The sequence below is a fragment of the Paucibacter sp. JuS9 genome (assembly GCF_044043925.2).
In the GTDB taxonomy this organism is placed as follows: Bacteria; Pseudomonadota; Gammaproteobacteria; order Burkholderiales; family Burkholderiaceae_C; genus JAUASW01.
In genome coordinates, this window is the sequence record NZ_CP194172.1 from 2,900,899 (window position 1) to 2,916,143 (window position 15,245).

The window sequence follows — 15,245 nt, forward strand, 5'->3', positions numbered from 1 at the left end:
CCTGTGCCAAAGACCTGGAAGTTCGCTGCCCTGCTGGCCCTTGGCATCGCCATGGGTACCCAGGCAGCCACGCTGCGCTGGGGCGCGCAGAACGACATCCTGTCGATGGATCCGCATTCGCAGAACCACACGACGACCACCGCCATCCTGATGCATGCCTACGAAGGCCTGACCCGCTACGGCCCCAAGTACGAGCTTGAACCTGCCCTGGCCACGAAGTGGACCTTCATCTCGCCGACCCAGGTGCGCTTCGAGCTGCGCAAGGGTGTCAAGTTCCACGACGGCACGCCGTTCACCGCCGACGACGTGGTGTTCAGCTTCAACCGCATCCGCCAGCCCCAGGGCACGATGCAGATCTACGTCACCGGCATCAAGGAGATCCGCAAGCTCGGCGAGCACGAGATCGAGATGTTGCTGGATGCGCCCAGCCCGCTGCTCTTGAGGAACATCGTCGACTTCCGCATCGTCAGCAAGCCCTGGGCCGAGAAGAACAAGTCGGTCAATGTGCAGGACTACAAGAGCAAGGAAGACAACTACGCCTCGCGCCATGTGATGGGCACCGGCCCGTACAGGATCACCGGCTGGAAGCCCGATCAGGTGGTGACGATGGAGCGCCACGCCGGCTGGTGGGACCAGCACCGCAACAACATCACCGAGGTGCAGTACCTGCCGATCAAGTCGGACGCCACTCGCGTGGCCGCCCTGCTCTCCGGCGGAGTCGATATCCTCACCGACCTGCCTACCCAGGATGTGGCGCGCCTGAAGGCCGACCCGAGGCTCAAGATGATCGAAGGGCCCGAGACCCGCACCATCTTTCTCGCCTTGGATCAGGGCAGCGATGAGCTCAAGGGCTCAAGCGTCAGGGGCAAGAATCCGTTCAAGGACAAGCGTGTGCGCGAGGCGCTGGGCATCGCCATCGACCGCGAAGCGATCAAGCGCAACATCATGCGTGGCATGTCCATCCCGGCCGCTCTGCTGGTGCCGCCCGGTGTCAACGGCAACACGCCCGAACTTGACGCCGCTCCCAAGGCAGACATAGCGCGCGCCAAGGCGCTGCTGGCAGAAGCAGGCTACGGCTCCGGCTTCGAAGTTCCCTTGAACTGCCCAAACAACCGCTACGTCAACGATGAGGAGATCTGCGTCGCCATCGTCTCGATGTGGGCCAAGATCGGCGTGCAGGCCCGACTCGCTGCCCAGCCGATGTCGCAGCACAGCCTGGCCTTCCAGCGCTACGAGACGCCGCTCTACATGCTTGGCTGGGGCGTGCCCACCGGGGACGCACAGTTCACCTTGCAGGCGATCACGCACACCCGCACCAGCGGGCCGGACGGCAGCTTCAACTACGCCAAGGTCAGCGACGCCAAGCTCGATCACTTGATCGACGCGATGAAGGTCGAGGTCGACGCAGCCAAGCGCAATGCGCTGATCAAGGAAGCGTTGACCCGAGTGCGGGATGAACACCTGTTCATCCCCATCCATCACCAGATCCGCCCCTGGGCCATGCGCGCCAATGTCGAAACGGTGCATCGGCCTGACGATAGACCCGAAGCCCGCTTTGCGAACATCAAGCCATGAAAACTTCACTGCTCTTCGCTGTCGCCCTGCTTGCATCCACCTGCGCGTCCGCTGCGCCCCTGCGCTGGGCCGCGCAGAACGACGTGCTGACATTGGATCCGCACTCGCAGAACCACAGCACCACCACCAGCCTGATGGCCCATGCCTACGAAGGCCTCACCCGGCTGGATGCCAAGTACGAGCCCGAGCCCTGCCTGGCCACCAAATGGACCATGCTCTCGCCCACGCTGTGGCGCTTCGAGCTGCGCAAGGGTGTGAAGTTCCACGACGGCTCACCCTTCACGGCCGACGACGTGGTCTTCAGCCACGGCCGCGTGATGCAGCCCCAGGGCAATATGCAGATCTACGTCACCGGCATCAAGGAGGTGAAGAAGATAGACAGCCACACGATCGACCTGGTGCTCTCTGCACCCACGCCGCTGCTGCTGCGCAACCTGCCGAACTTCCGCATCATGTCGAAGAGCTGGGCCGAGAAGAACAAGGCGCAGAACACCCAGGACTACAAGGCCAAGGAAGACAGCTACGCCTCGCGCAATGCGATGGGTACCGGGCCCTACAAGATCGTCAGCTGGCAGCCCGACCAGAAGATGTCCATGGTGGCCAATGAAGACTGGTGGGACCTCAAGAACCGCGGCAACGTGACCGAGATCAGCTACCTTCCGATCAAGTCAGACTCGACCCGCGTGGCGGCGCTGCTGGCGGGCGACGTGGACCTGCTCACCGACCTGCCCACGCAGGACGTGGCCAAGCTGCGCACCGATGCGCGCCTGAAAGTGATCGAGGGCGCCGAGAACCGCACCATCTTCATCGCCATGGACTTGGGCAGCGACGAACTCAGGGGCGCCAGCGTCAAGGGCAAGAACCCGTTCAAGGACAAGCGGGTGCGCGAGGCCCTGTCCATTGCCATCGACCGCGAGGCGATCAAGCGCACCATCATGCGCGGCCACTCGATCCCTGCGGCGCTGATGGTGCCGCCCAGCGTCAACGGCAACACGCCGGACATCGACACGCCGGCAAAGCCCGACCTCGCGCGCGCCAAGGCACTGCTGACCGAGGCAGGGTATGGCTCGGGCTTCGAAGTGCCCTTCCATTGCCCCAACAACCGCTATGTGAACGACGAGGAGACTTGCGTCGCCGTCGTCTCGATGTGGGCCAAGCTGGACATCAAGGCGCGCCTGATCGCCGCGCCCTGGTCGCAGCACACCCAGACCTACCAGCGCGGCGAGGCGGCGCTCTATCTGCTGGGCTGGGGTGTGGCCACCTTCGATGGCCAGTACACGCTGCAGGACATCATCCGCACCCGCACGACCGGGCCTGATGGCCACTCCAACTTCTCCAAGGTCAGCGACGCCAGGATCGACCAGCTGGTCGATGCAATGAAGGTCGAGACCGATGTGGCCAAGCGCAACGCCCAGATCCGCGAGGCGCTGCTGCGCGTGCGGGACGAGGTGTTATTCATCCCCCTGCATCACCAGATGCGGCCTTGGGCCATGCGGGCCAATATCGAGGCGCCGCACCGCGCCAACGACAGCCCGCTGAGCTGGCGCACATACGTCAAGTGATTCAGTTCAGCTGAGACTCAGTCGCTTGCGCGCCGCCTGGTATTCGCGTGCCAGGCGCTGCACCAGTTGCGCCGCAGGCACCACCTCGCGCACCGCGCCGATGCCCTGACCACTGCCCCAGATGTCCTTCCAGGCTTTCTTGGCACCAGCGCCGCCGAAGTCCATGGTCTTCACATCGCCTTCGGGCAGGTTTTCCGGGTCCATGCCGGAGGCCACGATGGAGCCACGCAGGTAGTTGCCGTGCACGCCGGTGAACAGGCTGCTGTAGACGATGTCGTCGCTGTTGCTGTCGACGATCATCTGCTTGTACTCGGCCGGCGCGCGCGCCTCTTCTGTGGCAATAAAGGCAGAACCGATGTACGCGAAGTCGGCGCCCATCGCTTGCGCGGCCAGCACCGCATCGCCCGTGGCCATCGAGCCCGACAGCGCCAGCGGGCCGTCGAACCATTCGCGGATCTCCTGGATCAGCGCGAACGGGCTCTTCACGCCGGCATGGCCGCCAGCGCCTGCAGCCACGGCGATCAGGCCGTCGGCGCCTTTCTCGATGGCCTTCTTCGCGAACTTGTTGTTGATGATGTCGTGCAGCACGATGCCGCCCCATGCATGCACCGCCGCGTTCACGTCTTCGCGCGCGCCGAGGCTGGTGATGATGATGGGCACCTTGTACTTTGCGCACAGGGCCATGTCGTGCTCAAGCCGGTCATTGCTCTTGTGCACGATCTGGTTGATCGCGAAGGGCGCAGCCGGCTTGTCCGGGTTGGCCGCGTTGTAGGCCGCCAGCTCGGTGGTGATCTCGATCAACCACTCTTCGAGCAGCTCGGCTGGGCGCGCATTGAGTGCCGGCATCGAGCCGACCACGCCGGCCTTGCACTGGGCAATCACCAGCTTGGGATTGCTGATGATGAACAAGGGCGAGCCGATGATGGGCAGCGGCAGGTTTTGCAGGATGGGGGGCAGGGCCACGTACAGCTCCGGGTTCTGAAAGGCGCTTAGAAGGAGTCCAGGGCCATCGCGGTGACGCTGTCCGCGCCTTCGACGATGGCATCGCGCAGCGCGCCGCAGCGCGGCAGGATGTGCTCTGCGTAGAAGCGCGCGGTAGCGATCTTGGCGGCCATGAATTCGGCGTCCTCGCCGAGCATGTCTTCCGCCACGATCAGCGAGCGCGCCAGCTGCCAGCCGGCCACCAGGTTGCCAGCCAGCATCAGGTAGGGCACCGAGCCCGAGTAGGCCGCGTTCGGGTTGGCCTTGCCTTGCGCGGCAATGAAGTCCACCGATTGCAGATAGGCCTCGCGAGCCGCTTTCAAGCGCTTGGCCACTGACTGCGATGCAGCGCTGCTGCGCGCAGCCAGCTCGCCCTCGGTCTTCTCGACCTGCGCCGCCACGGCCTTGGCCAGCGTGCCGCCATCGCGCGTGGTCTTGCGACCTACCAGGTCATTGGCCTGAATGGCGGTCGTACCTTCGTAGATGGTCAGGATCTTGGCGTTCTCGGTAGTACTGGGCCGCGCCGGTTTCCTCGATGAAGCCCATGCCGCCATGCACCTGCACGCCGAGGTCCGTCACCTCCAGGCTCATCTCGGTGCTGTAGCCCTTGACCAGGGGCACCATGAATTCATAGAAAGCCTGGTTCTGCTTGCGCGTCTCGGCGTCTTCATGGTGATGGGCCGCGTCATAGGCTGCGGCAGCGACGATGGACATCGCACGCGAGCCTTCGGTCAGCGAGCGCATCGTCATCAGCATGCGGCGCACATCGGGGTGATGAATGATGGTGGCGGCACCGGGCTTGGAGCCATCGACCGGGCGCGATTGCACGCGGTCACGCGCATAGGCCACCGCATGCTGGTACGAGCGCTCGGCAACCGCAATGCCCTGCACGCCCACGCCGAAGCGGGCCGCGTTCATCATCACGAACATGTACTCGAGGCCGCGGTTTTCCTGGCCGACCAAATAGCCCACGGCGCCGCCATGATCGCCGAACTGCAGCACGGCCGTCGGGCTCGCCTTGATGCCCATCTTGTGCTCGATCGACACGCAATGCGCATCATTGCGCGCACCCAGCGAGCCATCGGCATTGACCATGAACTTCGGCACGATGAAGAGGCTGATGCCCTTCACGCCTTCGGGCGCTCCGACCACGCGGGCCAGCACCAGATGGACGATGTTCTCGGCCATGTCGTGCTCGCCATAGGTGATGAAGATCTTGGTGCCGAAGATCTTGTAGGTGCCGTCCGCCTGCGGTTCGGCGCGGGTGCGCACGGCCGCCAGGTCCGAGCCGGCTTGCGGCTCGGTGAGGTTCATCGTGCCCGTCCAGCTGCCGTCGATCAGGTGCGGGATGTAGGTGGACTTCTGCTCGTCGGAGCCGGCCGTCAGCAGCGCTTCAATCGCGCCATCCGTCAGCAGCGGGCACAGCGCGAAGCTCAGGTTGGCGCTGTTGACCATCTCGCCACAGGCGGCGCCAATGGTCTTGGGCAGCGCCTGGCCGCCGTACTCGGCCGGATGCTGCAGGCCTTGCCAGCCGCCTTCGGCGAACTGGCGGAAGGCCTCCTTGAAGCCCTTGCTGGTGAAGACATTGCCGTCCTTCCAGTAAGAGGGGTTCTTGTCGCCTTCGACGTTGGTGGGTGCCACCACGTCTTCATTGAGCTTGGCACATTCCTCGAGCACTGCCTGCGCGGTGTCGACACCGTAGTCAGCGAAGGCGGGAATCTGCTCGGTCAGGGTCTGCAGGCCGGCGAGATGCTGCATGTCGAACAGCATGTCTTTGACGGGGGCGCGGTAGCTCATGGCTTGGTCTCCAGATACGAAAAGGCGCCGCAACCCTTGGGGAGGCGGCGCCTGTGAGGCTGTCTCTCTCGGGGAAACGTGATTACAGGCTGGCGACCAGTTCGGGCACGGCCGTGAACAGGTCAGCCTCAAGGCCGTAGTCGGCCACCGAGAAGATCGGGGCTTCCGGATCCTTGTTGATCGCGACGATCACCTTGGAGTCCTTCATGCCGGCCAAATGCTGGATCGCGCCGCTGATGCCGGCGGCGATGTAGAGCTGGGGCGCAACGATCTTGCCGGTCTGGCCCACTTGCCAGTCGTTCGGCGCGTAGCCCGCGTCCACCGCAGCGCGCGAGGCACCGAGGGCAGCGCCCAGCTTGTCGGCCAGCGGCGTCAGCACCTCATTGAACTTGTCGCTCGAACCCAGGGCGCGGCCACCCGAGACGATGATCTTGGCGGCGGTCAGCTCGGGGCGGTCGCTCTTCGTGACCTCGCGGCCAACGAAGGTGCTCTTGCCACTGTCGGCGGCGCCGGCAACGGTTTCAATGGCAGCGGCGCCACCCTCGGCGGCGGCCGGGTCGAAGCCGGTGGTGCGCACGGTCAGCACCTTGGTGGCGTCGCTCGATTGCACGGTGGCGATGGCGTTGCCGGCGTAGATCGGGCGCACGAAGGTGTCGGCGCTGACGACCTTGGTGACGTCGCTCAACTGAGCAACGTCCAGCAGCGCAGCCACGCGAGGGGCGACGTTCTTGCCCGAGGCCGTGGCCGGGAACAGGATGTGGCTGTAGCTGCCGGCAATGGCGATCACCTGGGCGGCCAGGTTCTCGGCCAGGCCGTCGGCCAGATGGGCGGCGTCGGCGTGGATCACCTTGGCCACGCCGGCGATCTGCGCGGCAGCGGCGGCGGCAGCAGTGGCGTTCGAGCCGGCCACCAGCACGTGCACGTCGCCACCGCAGGCCACGGCGGCCGTGACGGTGTTCAGCGTGGCGCCCTTGATGGAGGCGTTGTCGTGTTCAGCAATTACCAGAGCAGTCATCTCAGATCACCTTCGCTTCATTCTTCAACTTGTTCACCAGGGTGGCCACGTCCGGCACCTTGACGCCAGCGCCGCGCTTGGCAGGCTCCTCGACCTTCAGCGTCTTGATACGCGGGGTCACGTCCACGCCCAGGTCGGCCGGCTTGACGATGTCGAGCTGCTTCTTCTTGGCCTTCATGATGTTGGGCAGCGTGACGTAGCGCGGCTCGTTCAGGCGCAGGTCGGTGGTGACCACGGCCGGCAGGGAGAGGCTCACGGTTTCCAGGCCGCCATCCACCTCGCGGGTCACGGCCACCTTGCCGTCGGCCACTTCCACCTTGGAGGCGAAAGTGCCTTGCGGCAGGCCGGTCAGCGCAGCCAGCATCTGGCCGGTCTGGTTGCAATCGTCGTCGATGGCCTGCTTGCCCAGGATCACCAGCTGGGGCTGCTCCTTGTCAACCAGGGCCTTCAGGATCTTGGCCACGGCCAGCGGCTGCAGCTCGGCGTCGGTCTCGACCAGGATGGCGCGGTCGGCGCCGATGGCCATGGCGGTGCGCAGGGTTTCCTGGCACTGCGTGACGCCGCAGGAGACAGCGATCACCTCGGTGACCACGCCCTTTTCTTTCAGGCGCACGGCCTCTTCGACGGCGATTTCGTCGAAGGGGTTCATCGACATCTTCACATTGGCGATATCCACGCCTGTGCCATCACTCTTGACGCGCACCTTGACGTTGTAGTCGACGACGCGTTTGACGGGGACCAATACCTTCATGGCAGCACTCCAGAGCCTGATTGACGTTAACGTTAAGTGGATTCTACGGGTGGCCGCAGGTGCGCCAGAGTCGCCCTGATGTCTTTCGAGGCCCAGGCCCGCAAAAAAATAGCACGATCGTTCGATTTTAAACACAAGAATCGCTGCACCGGCGAGCTTCGGGCTGCAAGTAGACTGCCGCCCTCAATGAAGCAAGCAGCAGCGTCTCCCAGCATTGGCGTGTTCGATTCCGGCCTCGGCGGCTTGACCGTGCTGCGGGAGCTGCGTCGGCAAATGCCGGAGGTGCCGCTGCACTACATCGCCGACACCGCTCATGCGCCCTACGGCCAACGCAGCCCGGATTTCATCCAGGCCCGCAGCCTGGCCTTGAGCGAGCACCTCCAGGCGAGCGGCGCCGCACTGATCGTGGTCGCCTGCAACACCGCGACGGCCCACGCGATCCAGGCCTTGCGCCAACGCTGGCCCTCCCTACCCTTCGTCGGCACAGAGCCGGGCATCAAGCCCGCCGTGGCCGTAAGCAAGGCCGCGCGAATTGGCGTGCTTGCCACGCCGGCCACGATCACCAGCGCGCGCTATCAAGATCTGCTGGCAAGGCATGCCGGCCAGGCCCAGGTCTTCAGCCAGGCCTGCCCTGGGCTTGTCGACCTGATCGAGGCCGGCGATCTCGAATCGCCAGCGCTCAACGCCTTGATCGACCAACTTTGCGCGCCATTGCGCGAAGCCCAGGTCGACACGGTGCTGATGGGCTGCACCCACTATCCCTTGGTGCAGAAGCAGCTTCAGGCAGCACTCGGATCACAAGTGCTGATGCTGAACATCGAAACCGCTGTCGCGCACCAGGCTCAGCGCTTGTGGCCCCATGGCGCGAGCGGCGCCGGCATGCGCATCGAGACGACGGGCGACGCTGTTGCCATGCAGCGCTTCGTGCAGCAGGTGCTGGGCTGGCAAACCCAGACTGTCGAGCCCGCCTCGGTCTAACGCGTGGCGCGGGCCATGCCGCGCTCCATGTCGATGCCGCGCAGGATGAGCCAGCCAATCACGAAGAAAAGGCCGGTGCCCAGAATCGCCAACCGGTGGTTGCCGCCGCTGATCCAGGTGATCAAGCCATAGCTCAAGGGGCCGATGATGGCTGCCAGGCGCGTGGCAAAGGTCCACAGGCCGAAGAACTCACCCAGGCTGGCTGGCGGTGCAAATGAGCCGGCCAATGCGCGGCCGCAACTCTGACTGGAGCCCATGCACAGGCCGGCAATCACCGCCGCCACCCAGAACAGGCCCGGGCCTTGTGCCAGATAGGCCATGCTGACCATCACGACCCAGCCGCCCAGCGTGATGGCCAGTGCATGCTTGTGCCCGACGCGATCCTGGAAATAGCCAAAGCCGAACGCGCCAACGGCCGAAGCGATATTGACCAGGAACACCAGCGCCATGGTCTGCGCCTGCTTGAAGCCCAACGCCTGTTCGGCATAGACCGCCGCCAGCGCGATCACCACCGAGATGCCGGCCTGGTAGCTGGTGCCGCAGGCCAGGAAGCGCAGGAACTCGGGATAGGCGCGCGCCCGCTGCCAGGATGCCCACAGAGGGGCCAGGCCCGATGCCTTGGGCAGCGCTGCATTGGGAACTGTGCGTTCGCGCAGCAGGACGAAGGTCGGCGCCGCCGCCAGCGCATAGATGCCGGCGGTGATGTACATCGTGATCGGCACGAACTCGGTGGCCGGAATTCCTGCCGCCTGCGCATGAAGCACATATGCGAGGCTCAAGCCCAGCGACAGCATGCCGCCGAAATAGCCAAAGGCCCAACCCCATCCCGAGACACGGCCCAGCGATTCGCGCCGCGCGAGCTCGGGCAGGAATGCGGCGATCAGCGATTCGCCGTAGGAATAGCAGCAGTTGGAAACGATGACCGCAAGACCTGCACCCCACAGTTCACCGCGGCCTGCAAGCCCAAGCCCGATCGTGCTGAACACGCAGCCGGCGGTGCTGATCAAGAGCAGGCGCTTCTTGGCCGCATGGCGATCCGCATGCGCGCCAATCATCGGCATGGTCAGCATCACGATCAGGCTGGAGACCGCTATCAGGAGCGTCCACAGCAAGGTGGCGGACGGGCTGTTCTCGGCGATCACGCTGACGAAGTAGGCGTTGTAGACCGCGGTCAGCACCACCGTCGTGTAGCCCGAGTTGGCGAAGTCATACGTCGACCAGCCGAAGACCTCGCGCTTCTTCACGCCGTCGTTGAGAAGGCTTTGATCAAACAGTCCCACGCTCGACTCCTTGGCAGATCCCTGCGTCCTTGCAGCGCCCTGGCGACGCGGCCCGCAGTGTGGCACAGCGGCCTGCCGAATATCATCGCGCGCTAGTCACGGAGACCTTCATGCATTTGCTTCGCCCCAGCCGCCTTGCGGCGCTCGCCACCGCACTCATGTCTGCAATTGCGCTGGCCGCCGAGCCGCCGCTGCTGGCCATCAAGGCGGGGCGTCTTGTCGATGTCGAAGCCGGCCGCGTGCTCACCGACCAAGTGCTGCTGGTGCAAGGCGAGAGGATCAAGAGCCTGGGCGCAGCAAGTCAGGTCGCGATTCCAGCGGGCGCGCAAGTCATTGACCTGAGCCGCAGCACAGTGATGCCGGGCTTGATCGACGTTCACACCCACCTGACGGTCGACGCCAGGCAGCAAGGCTATTCGCAGCTTGGCATTTCTGACACCCGCGCCGCGCTTTACGGCGTTCGCGCTGCGAAGCTCACCTTGCTGGCGGGCTTTACCACCGTGCGCAACGTCGGCGCCAGCGGCTTCGGCGACGTGGCCTTGCGCGACGCAATCAACGATGGCGACTTCATCGGCCCGCGCATGCAAGTTTCGGCATATTCGCTAGGCATTCAGGGTGGCCATTGCGACGACAACCTGCTGCCCGCCGACTACAAGTTCACCGGGCGCGGCGTGGCCGACGGCCCCTGGGCAGCGCGTGCCAAAGTGCGCGAGATGGTCAAGTACGGTGCTGATCTGATCAAGATCTGCGCCACCGGCGGCGTGCTCAGCAAGGGCGATACGCCCGGCGCGCTGCAGTACACGCCCGAAGAGATGGTCGCCATCGTGCAGGAGGCGCACAAGCTGGGCCGCAAAGTGGCCGCGCATGCGCATGGCGCGAGCGGCATCACCGAGGCCATCAAGGCCGGCGTCGACTCTGTCGAGCATGTCAGCCTGATCGATGACGAGGGCATCAAGCTCGCCTTGGCGCAAGGCACCTATCTGGTCTTCGACATCTACAACGACGACTACATCCTGAGCGAAGGCGAGAAAGCCGGCATGCTGCCCGAGTCCATCGAGAAGGAGCGCCAGATCGGCCAGGCCCAGCGCGAGAGCTTTGCCAAGGCCTGGAAGGCCGGGACGACGATGGCCTTCGGCAGTGACTCCGGCGTCTATCCGCATGGCGACAACGGCAAGCAGTTCGCCTACATGGTCAAGTACGGCATGACGCCGATGCAGGCGATCCAGGCGGCCACCATCAAGGCGGCAAAGCTGATGGCCTGGGATGACCGCGTCGGCAGCCTGAAGGCCGGCAAGTTCGCCGACATCATTGCGGTGCACCAGGACCCATTGGCCGACGTCAGCCGGCTCACCAGCATCGACTTCGTGATGAAGGGCGGCGAAGTCGTGAAAGCCAGCAGCGCCAAGCGCTGATGCCGGCACTGCGGGATATGGAGCATGTGCGGGACGGCAATGCGTGACTAGCATGGGGCATCACCGCTGCCGGGTAGAACCATGACCATCGCCAATGCCGACCTGCGGGCCGTGCAAGGAGTCTTGAATCGCCAAGCCATGCAACAGGCACTGGAAGCGGTGGCGCAAGCCACTCGCAGCTCAGGCCATTCGCTGGCGCTGCTGACACTGGATGTCGACCACTTCAAGGACTACCAGGACGAGCATGGCCCGACACAGGCCGAGCAGGTCCTGACCCAGCTTGCGATGCTCTTGCAGCAACTGCTGCCGCCTCGCGCCAGCCTGGCCTATATGGGCGCCGATGAGTTCGTCGTGATCCTGCCGGATGCCACCTTGGCGACCGCAGCCGAGTTGGGCGAGCGCCTGCGCGACCGGATCGCCAGTGCCCTTGCTCAGCTTGGCGGCTTGCGCCCGCTGACCGTGACCGTCGGCGCCGCTGCCAGCCCGCCGAACCAGGGTTGGCAGGCTTCCACGCTGCTGGCCTTGGCCGACGCGCGGATGACCTTCGCCAAGCGCCGACTGCCCCCCCACCACAACCTGGTCTGGGCCGGCACGCTGCCGTCTGATTGGTATCTGCGCCTGGAAGTGCAGGCCAGCGCCTGGCCGAGTCAATAAGCCAGCAAGCCACCAGGGCTGAGGCCCTTGTCGGTGGTGCCCAGGACGGGAATCGAACCCGTATGGCCTCGCGGCCGGCGGATTTTAAGTCCGCTGCGTCTACCAATTTCACCACCCGGGCGAGCGCGTGAGCGTGCGGCATTATCTCTGCCGCATCAGACGCACAAAGAAAAAAGGGAAGCCGCCAGGCTTCCCTTGATCTTCAAACTGGAGCGGGTAACGAGGCTCGAACTCGTGACCTCGACCTTGGCAAGGTCGCGCTCTACCAACTGAGCTACACCCGCATTTCACTCGATGTGTTGGTGACATCAAGTCCGGCGCGAACCGGTTTTTTGGAGCGGGTAACGAGGCTCGAACTCGTGACCTCGACCTTGGCAAGGTCGCGCTCTACCAACTGAGCTACACCCGCATGTCTTCTGGAGGCGCGGGCCGGAGTCGAACCGACCTACACGGATTTGCAATCCGGTGCATAACCGCTTTGCTACCGCGCCAGAGAATCCATCAATTCAATTTACCAGCATCTGGTGGTGCTGATAAAAATGGGAAGCCTGGGCTTCCCATCTATGTGCCTGGAGCGGGTAACGAGGCTCGAACTCGTGACCTCGACCTTGGCAAGGTCGCGCTCTACCAACTGAGCTACACCCGCTTAAGTGTTCAACACGTCTTTGCAGACTTGGCACCGGATTTTTAAAGTCCTGCGCCGTTCGCTGAAGCAGCTATTCTATACCGAATTTTAGACGTCGCGCAAGGCTTTGGGCCTTGCGCTCGTCAATCTCAGTGCGTCGCGGCGGGCGGCGCCACCACGGCAGCTTCCGCCTTGGCTGCGACAGCCGGCTCTTCATCGGGCAGTGGCGAAGGCATCGACTCAAGCGCCACTTCGAGCACACGATCAATCCAGCGCACCGGCACGATCTCGAGCTGGTTCTTGACGTTCTCGGGAATGTCCTGCAGGTCCTTGACGTTCTCTTCCGGGATCATCACGGTCTTGATGCCACCGCGGTGAGCGGCGAGCAGCTTTTCCTTCAGGCCACCGATGGCCGTCACTTCACCACGCAAGGTGATTTCACCGGTCATCGCCACGTCTGCACGAACCGGGATACCGGTCAGGGCCGACACAAAGGCCGTCGTCATCGCTGCACCTGCGCTCGGACCGTCCTTCGGAGTCGCGCCATCGGGCACGTGAACGTGCACGTCACGCTTCTCGAAGAGCTCGTCCTTGATGCCCAGGCGGCGAGCGCGTGAACGCACCACCGTGCGAGCGGCCTCGACCGATTCCTTCATCACGTCGCCCAGCGAACCGGTGCGGATGATGTTGCCCTTGCCCGGCATGGCGGTGGCTTCGATGGTCAGCAGATCACCGCCCACTTCGGTCCAGGCCAGACCGACCACCTGGCCGACCTGATTGGTCTTCTCGGCGCGGCCGAAGTCGTACTTGCGCACGCCCAGGAAGTCGTTCAGGTTGTCGTCTGTGACGACAGCCTGGCCTTCGATGGTCTTGAGCGCAATGCTCTTCACCACCTTGCGGCAGATCTTGGAGATCTCGCGTTCCAGCGAACGGACACCGGCTTCACGGGTGTAGTAGCGGATGATGCCGCGGATGGCCGACTCGGTGACGTCCATCTCCTCGTCCTTGATGCCATTGTTCTTGCGCTGTTTGGGCAGCAAGTAGCGCTGGGCGATGTTGACCTTCTCATCCTCGGTGTAACCCGACAGGCGTATCACTTCCATCCGGTCCAGCAGAGCCGGCGGGATGTTGAGCGAGTTCGAGGTGGCCACGAACATCACATCGCTCAGGTCGAAATCGACCTCGATGTAGTGGTCGCCGAAGGTGTGGTTCTGCTCCGGGTCCAGCACTTCGAGCAGGGCCGAGGACGGATCGCCCCGGAAGTCCATGCCCAGCTTGTCGATCTCGTCGAGCAGGAACAGCGGATTGCGCGTGCCGACCTTGGACAGCGACTGCAGCACCTTGCCAGGCATCGAGCCGATATAGGTTCGACGGTGGCCGCGGATCTCGGCCTCGTCACGCACGCCACCCAGGGCCATGCGAACGAACTTGCGGCCGGTTGCACGGGCCACCGACTGGCCGAGCGATGTCTTGCCCACGCCCGGGGGGCCGACCAGGCACAGGATCGGTGCCTTGACCTTGTCGACGCGCGCCTGCACAGCAAGATACTCAAGGATGCGGTCCTTGACCTTGTCGAGGCCATAGTGGTCTTCGTTCAGCACGTCCTCGGCATGCGAGAGGTCGTGCTTGATCTTGGTCTTCTTGCTCCAGGGCAGGCCGACCAGGGTGTCGATGTAGTTGCGCACGACCGTGGCTTCGGCCGACATCGGCGACATGAGCTTGAGCTTCTTGAGCTCGGCGTCTGCCTTCTTGCGCGCTTCCTTGGGCATGCGGGCAGCCTGGATCTTCTTGTCCAGCTCCTCCATGTCGGCGCCGTCTTCGCCGTCGCCCAGTTCCTTCTGGATGGCCTTGACCTGCTCGTTCAGGTAGTACTCGCGCTGGCTCTTCTCCATCTGGCGCTTGACGCGGCCGCGGATGCGCTTTTCCACCTGCAGGATGTCGACTTCATGCTCAAGCAGGTCCAGGAGCTTCTCGAGCCGCTTGGAGACTTCGGACAGGTCCAGCACCGCCTGCTTGGCATCGAGCTTGAGCGGCAGATGCGCGGCGATGGTGTCGGCCAGGCGACCCGCATCGTCGATACCCGCGATAGACGTGAGGATCTCGGGCGGGATCTTCTTGTTCAGCTTGACGTACTGGTCGAACTGCTGCGTGACAGCGCGACGCAGCGCCTCGACTTCCGGCTTGGTATCGACTTCGGGCGGGATCGGCAGCACGTCGGCGCTGAAGTGTTCTTCGCCATCAGTGATGCGCTGGGTAGTAGCGCGCTGCAGGCCCTCGACCAGCACCTTCACGGTGCCGTCGGGTAGCTTGAGCATCTGCAGGATGCTGGAGACGCAGCCCACTTCGAACATGTCTTCGGGCTTGGGCTCGTCCTTGCCAGCGGCCTTCTGTGCCACGAGCATGATCTGGCGGCCGGCTTCCATCGCGGCTTCGAGGGCCTTGATCGACTTGGGGCGGCCGACGAACAGCGGAATCACCATGTGCGGAAACACCACCACGTCGCGCAGCGGCAGCAGCGGCAGTGTGATGGGTTCAGCGGGCAGTACGGGATGACCGGACATGAAAACCTCTCTTTCTCAGACCGATCTATGGCCTGAGAGAAAAATTGCAAGGCA

At 64.1% G+C, this 15,245-nt stretch carries 10 protein-coding genes, 5 tRNA genes and 1 pseudogene; 5 read left to right on the top strand and 11 right to left on the bottom strand.

Features of this window, described 5'->3' with window-relative positions; translation table 11 throughout:
* The first annotated feature begins 3 nt into the window (after positions 1-3).
* A complete protein-coding gene (locus ABT392_RS12975; RefSeq protein WP_334276261.1) occupies positions 4-1,575 on the top strand; it encodes an ABC transporter substrate-binding protein in 1,572 nt (523 codons plus the stop codon).
* Positions 1,572-3,137 (top strand): ABC transporter substrate-binding protein, encoded by a 1,566-nt coding sequence (locus ABT392_RS12980; protein ID WP_395385586.1) that lies wholly within the window; start codon positions 1,572-1,574, stop codon positions 3,135-3,137. The genes ABT392_RS12975 and ABT392_RS12980 overlap by 4 nt, the downstream gene beginning before the upstream one ends.
* A gap of 6 nt (positions 3,138-3,143) precedes the next feature.
* Here the strand turns inward: ABT392_RS12980 and ABT392_RS12985 are convergent, their stop codons facing one another.
* From ABT392_RS12985 to ABT392_RS13000, 4 genes and pseudogenes are all read right to left on the bottom strand, one after another.
* On the bottom strand, positions 3,144-4,100 hold the full coding sequence (locus ABT392_RS12985; protein ID WP_334276263.1) for an NAD(P)H-dependent flavin oxidoreductase: 957 nt from the start codon (positions 4,098-4,100) through the stop codon (positions 3,144-3,146).
* A 26-nt stretch (positions 4,101-4,126) separates the two neighbouring features.
* A pseudogene (locus ABT392_RS12990) lies at positions 4,127-5,915 on the bottom strand (acyl-CoA dehydrogenase).
* An 82-nt stretch (positions 5,916-5,997) separates the two neighbouring features.
* On the bottom strand, positions 5,998-6,930 hold the full coding sequence (locus ABT392_RS12995; protein ID WP_334276265.1) for an electron transfer flavoprotein subunit alpha/FixB family protein: 933 nt from the start codon (positions 6,928-6,930) through the stop codon (positions 5,998-6,000).
* 1 nt (position 6,931) lies between these two features.
* Complete coding sequence (locus ABT392_RS13000) at positions 6,932-7,681, bottom strand: electron transfer flavoprotein subunit beta/FixA family protein (RefSeq protein ID WP_334276266.1); 750 nt, start codon at positions 7,679-7,681, stop codon at positions 6,932-6,934.
* Between the two features lie 78 nt (positions 7,682-7,759).
* Here ABT392_RS13000 and murI point away from each other — a divergent pair, with 78 nt between their 5' ends.
* On the top strand, positions 7,760-8,659 hold the full coding sequence (gene murI, locus ABT392_RS13005) for a glutamate racemase (RefSeq protein ID WP_464970790.1): 900 nt from the start codon (positions 7,760-7,762) through the stop codon (positions 8,657-8,659).
* On the opposite strand, the gene ABT392_RS13010 is transcribed toward murI, so the two are convergent.
* Positions 8,656-9,939 carry an MFS transporter gene (locus ABT392_RS13010; protein WP_395385584.1) on the bottom strand — a complete coding sequence of 428 codons (1,284 nt, stop codon included), beginning with the start codon at positions 9,937-9,939 and terminating at the stop codon, positions 8,656-8,658. The two genes, murI and ABT392_RS13010, sit on opposite strands and share 4 nt — an antisense overlap.
* A 158-nt stretch (positions 9,940-10,097) precedes the next feature.
* Here ABT392_RS13010 and ABT392_RS13015 point away from each other — a divergent pair, with 158 nt between their 5' ends.
* Together ABT392_RS13015 and ABT392_RS13020 are read left to right on the top strand one after the other, a co-directional pair.
* Complete coding sequence (locus ABT392_RS13015; protein WP_464970791.1) at positions 10,098-11,351, top strand: Xaa-Pro dipeptidase; 1,254 nt, start codon at positions 10,098-10,100, stop codon at positions 11,349-11,351.
* 81 nt (positions 11,352-11,432) lie between these two features.
* On the top strand, positions 11,433-12,005 hold the full coding sequence (locus tag ABT392_RS13020; protein WP_334276270.1) for a GGDEF domain-containing protein: 573 nt from the start codon (positions 11,433-11,435) through the stop codon (positions 12,003-12,005).
* Between the two features lie 34 nt (positions 12,006-12,039).
* Here ABT392_RS13020 and ABT392_RS13025 read toward each other — a convergent pair.
* The 6 genes from ABT392_RS13025 to lon form a co-directional block, all read right to left on the bottom strand.
* Positions 12,040-12,126: transfer RNA gene (locus tag ABT392_RS13025), tRNA-Leu, on the bottom strand.
* An 87-nt stretch (positions 12,127-12,213) separates the two neighbouring features.
* Positions 12,214-12,289: transfer RNA gene (locus ABT392_RS13030), tRNA-Gly, on the bottom strand.
* A gap of 49 nt (positions 12,290-12,338) precedes the next feature.
* Positions 12,339-12,414 (bottom strand) — tRNA-Gly (locus ABT392_RS13035).
* Positions 12,415-12,422: 8 nt separating this feature from the next.
* Positions 12,423-12,496, bottom strand: a tRNA-Cys gene (locus ABT392_RS13040).
* Between the two features lie 79 nt (positions 12,497-12,575).
* Positions 12,576-12,651, bottom strand: a tRNA-Gly gene (locus ABT392_RS13045).
* A 128-nt stretch (positions 12,652-12,779) separates the two neighbouring features.
* Positions 12,780-15,191 (bottom strand): endopeptidase La, encoded by a 2,412-nt coding sequence (gene lon, locus ABT392_RS13050; protein ID WP_395385582.1) that lies wholly within the window; start codon positions 15,189-15,191, stop codon positions 12,780-12,782.
* Between the last annotated feature and the right edge of the window lie 54 nt (positions 15,192-15,245).

Coding starts and splice junctions, on each gene's coding strand:
- ABT392_RS12980 (WP_395385586.1), top strand. CDS start 1,572: ATGAAAACTTCACTGCTCTTCGCTGTCGCCCTGCTTGCATCCACCTGC.
- ABT392_RS12995 (WP_334276265.1), bottom strand. CDS start 6,930: ATGACTGCTCTGGTAATTGCTGAACACGACAACGCCTCCATCAAGGGC.
- ABT392_RS13000 (WP_334276266.1), bottom strand. CDS start 7,681: ATGAAGGTATTGGTCCCCGTCAAACGCGTCGTCGACTACAACGTCAAG.
- murI (WP_464970790.1), top strand. CDS start 7,760: ATGTCTTTCGAGGCCCAGGCCCGCAAAAAAATAGCACGATCGTTCGAT.
- ABT392_RS13015 (WP_464970791.1), top strand. CDS start 10,098: ATGTCTGCAATTGCGCTGGCCGCCGAGCCGCCGCTGCTGGCCATCAAG.
- ABT392_RS13020 (WP_334276270.1), top strand. CDS start 11,433: ATGACCATCGCCAATGCCGACCTGCGGGCCGTGCAAGGAGTCTTGAAT.
- lon (WP_395385582.1), bottom strand. CDS start 15,191: ATGTCCGGTCATCCCGTACTGCCCGCTGAACCCATCACACTGCCGCTG.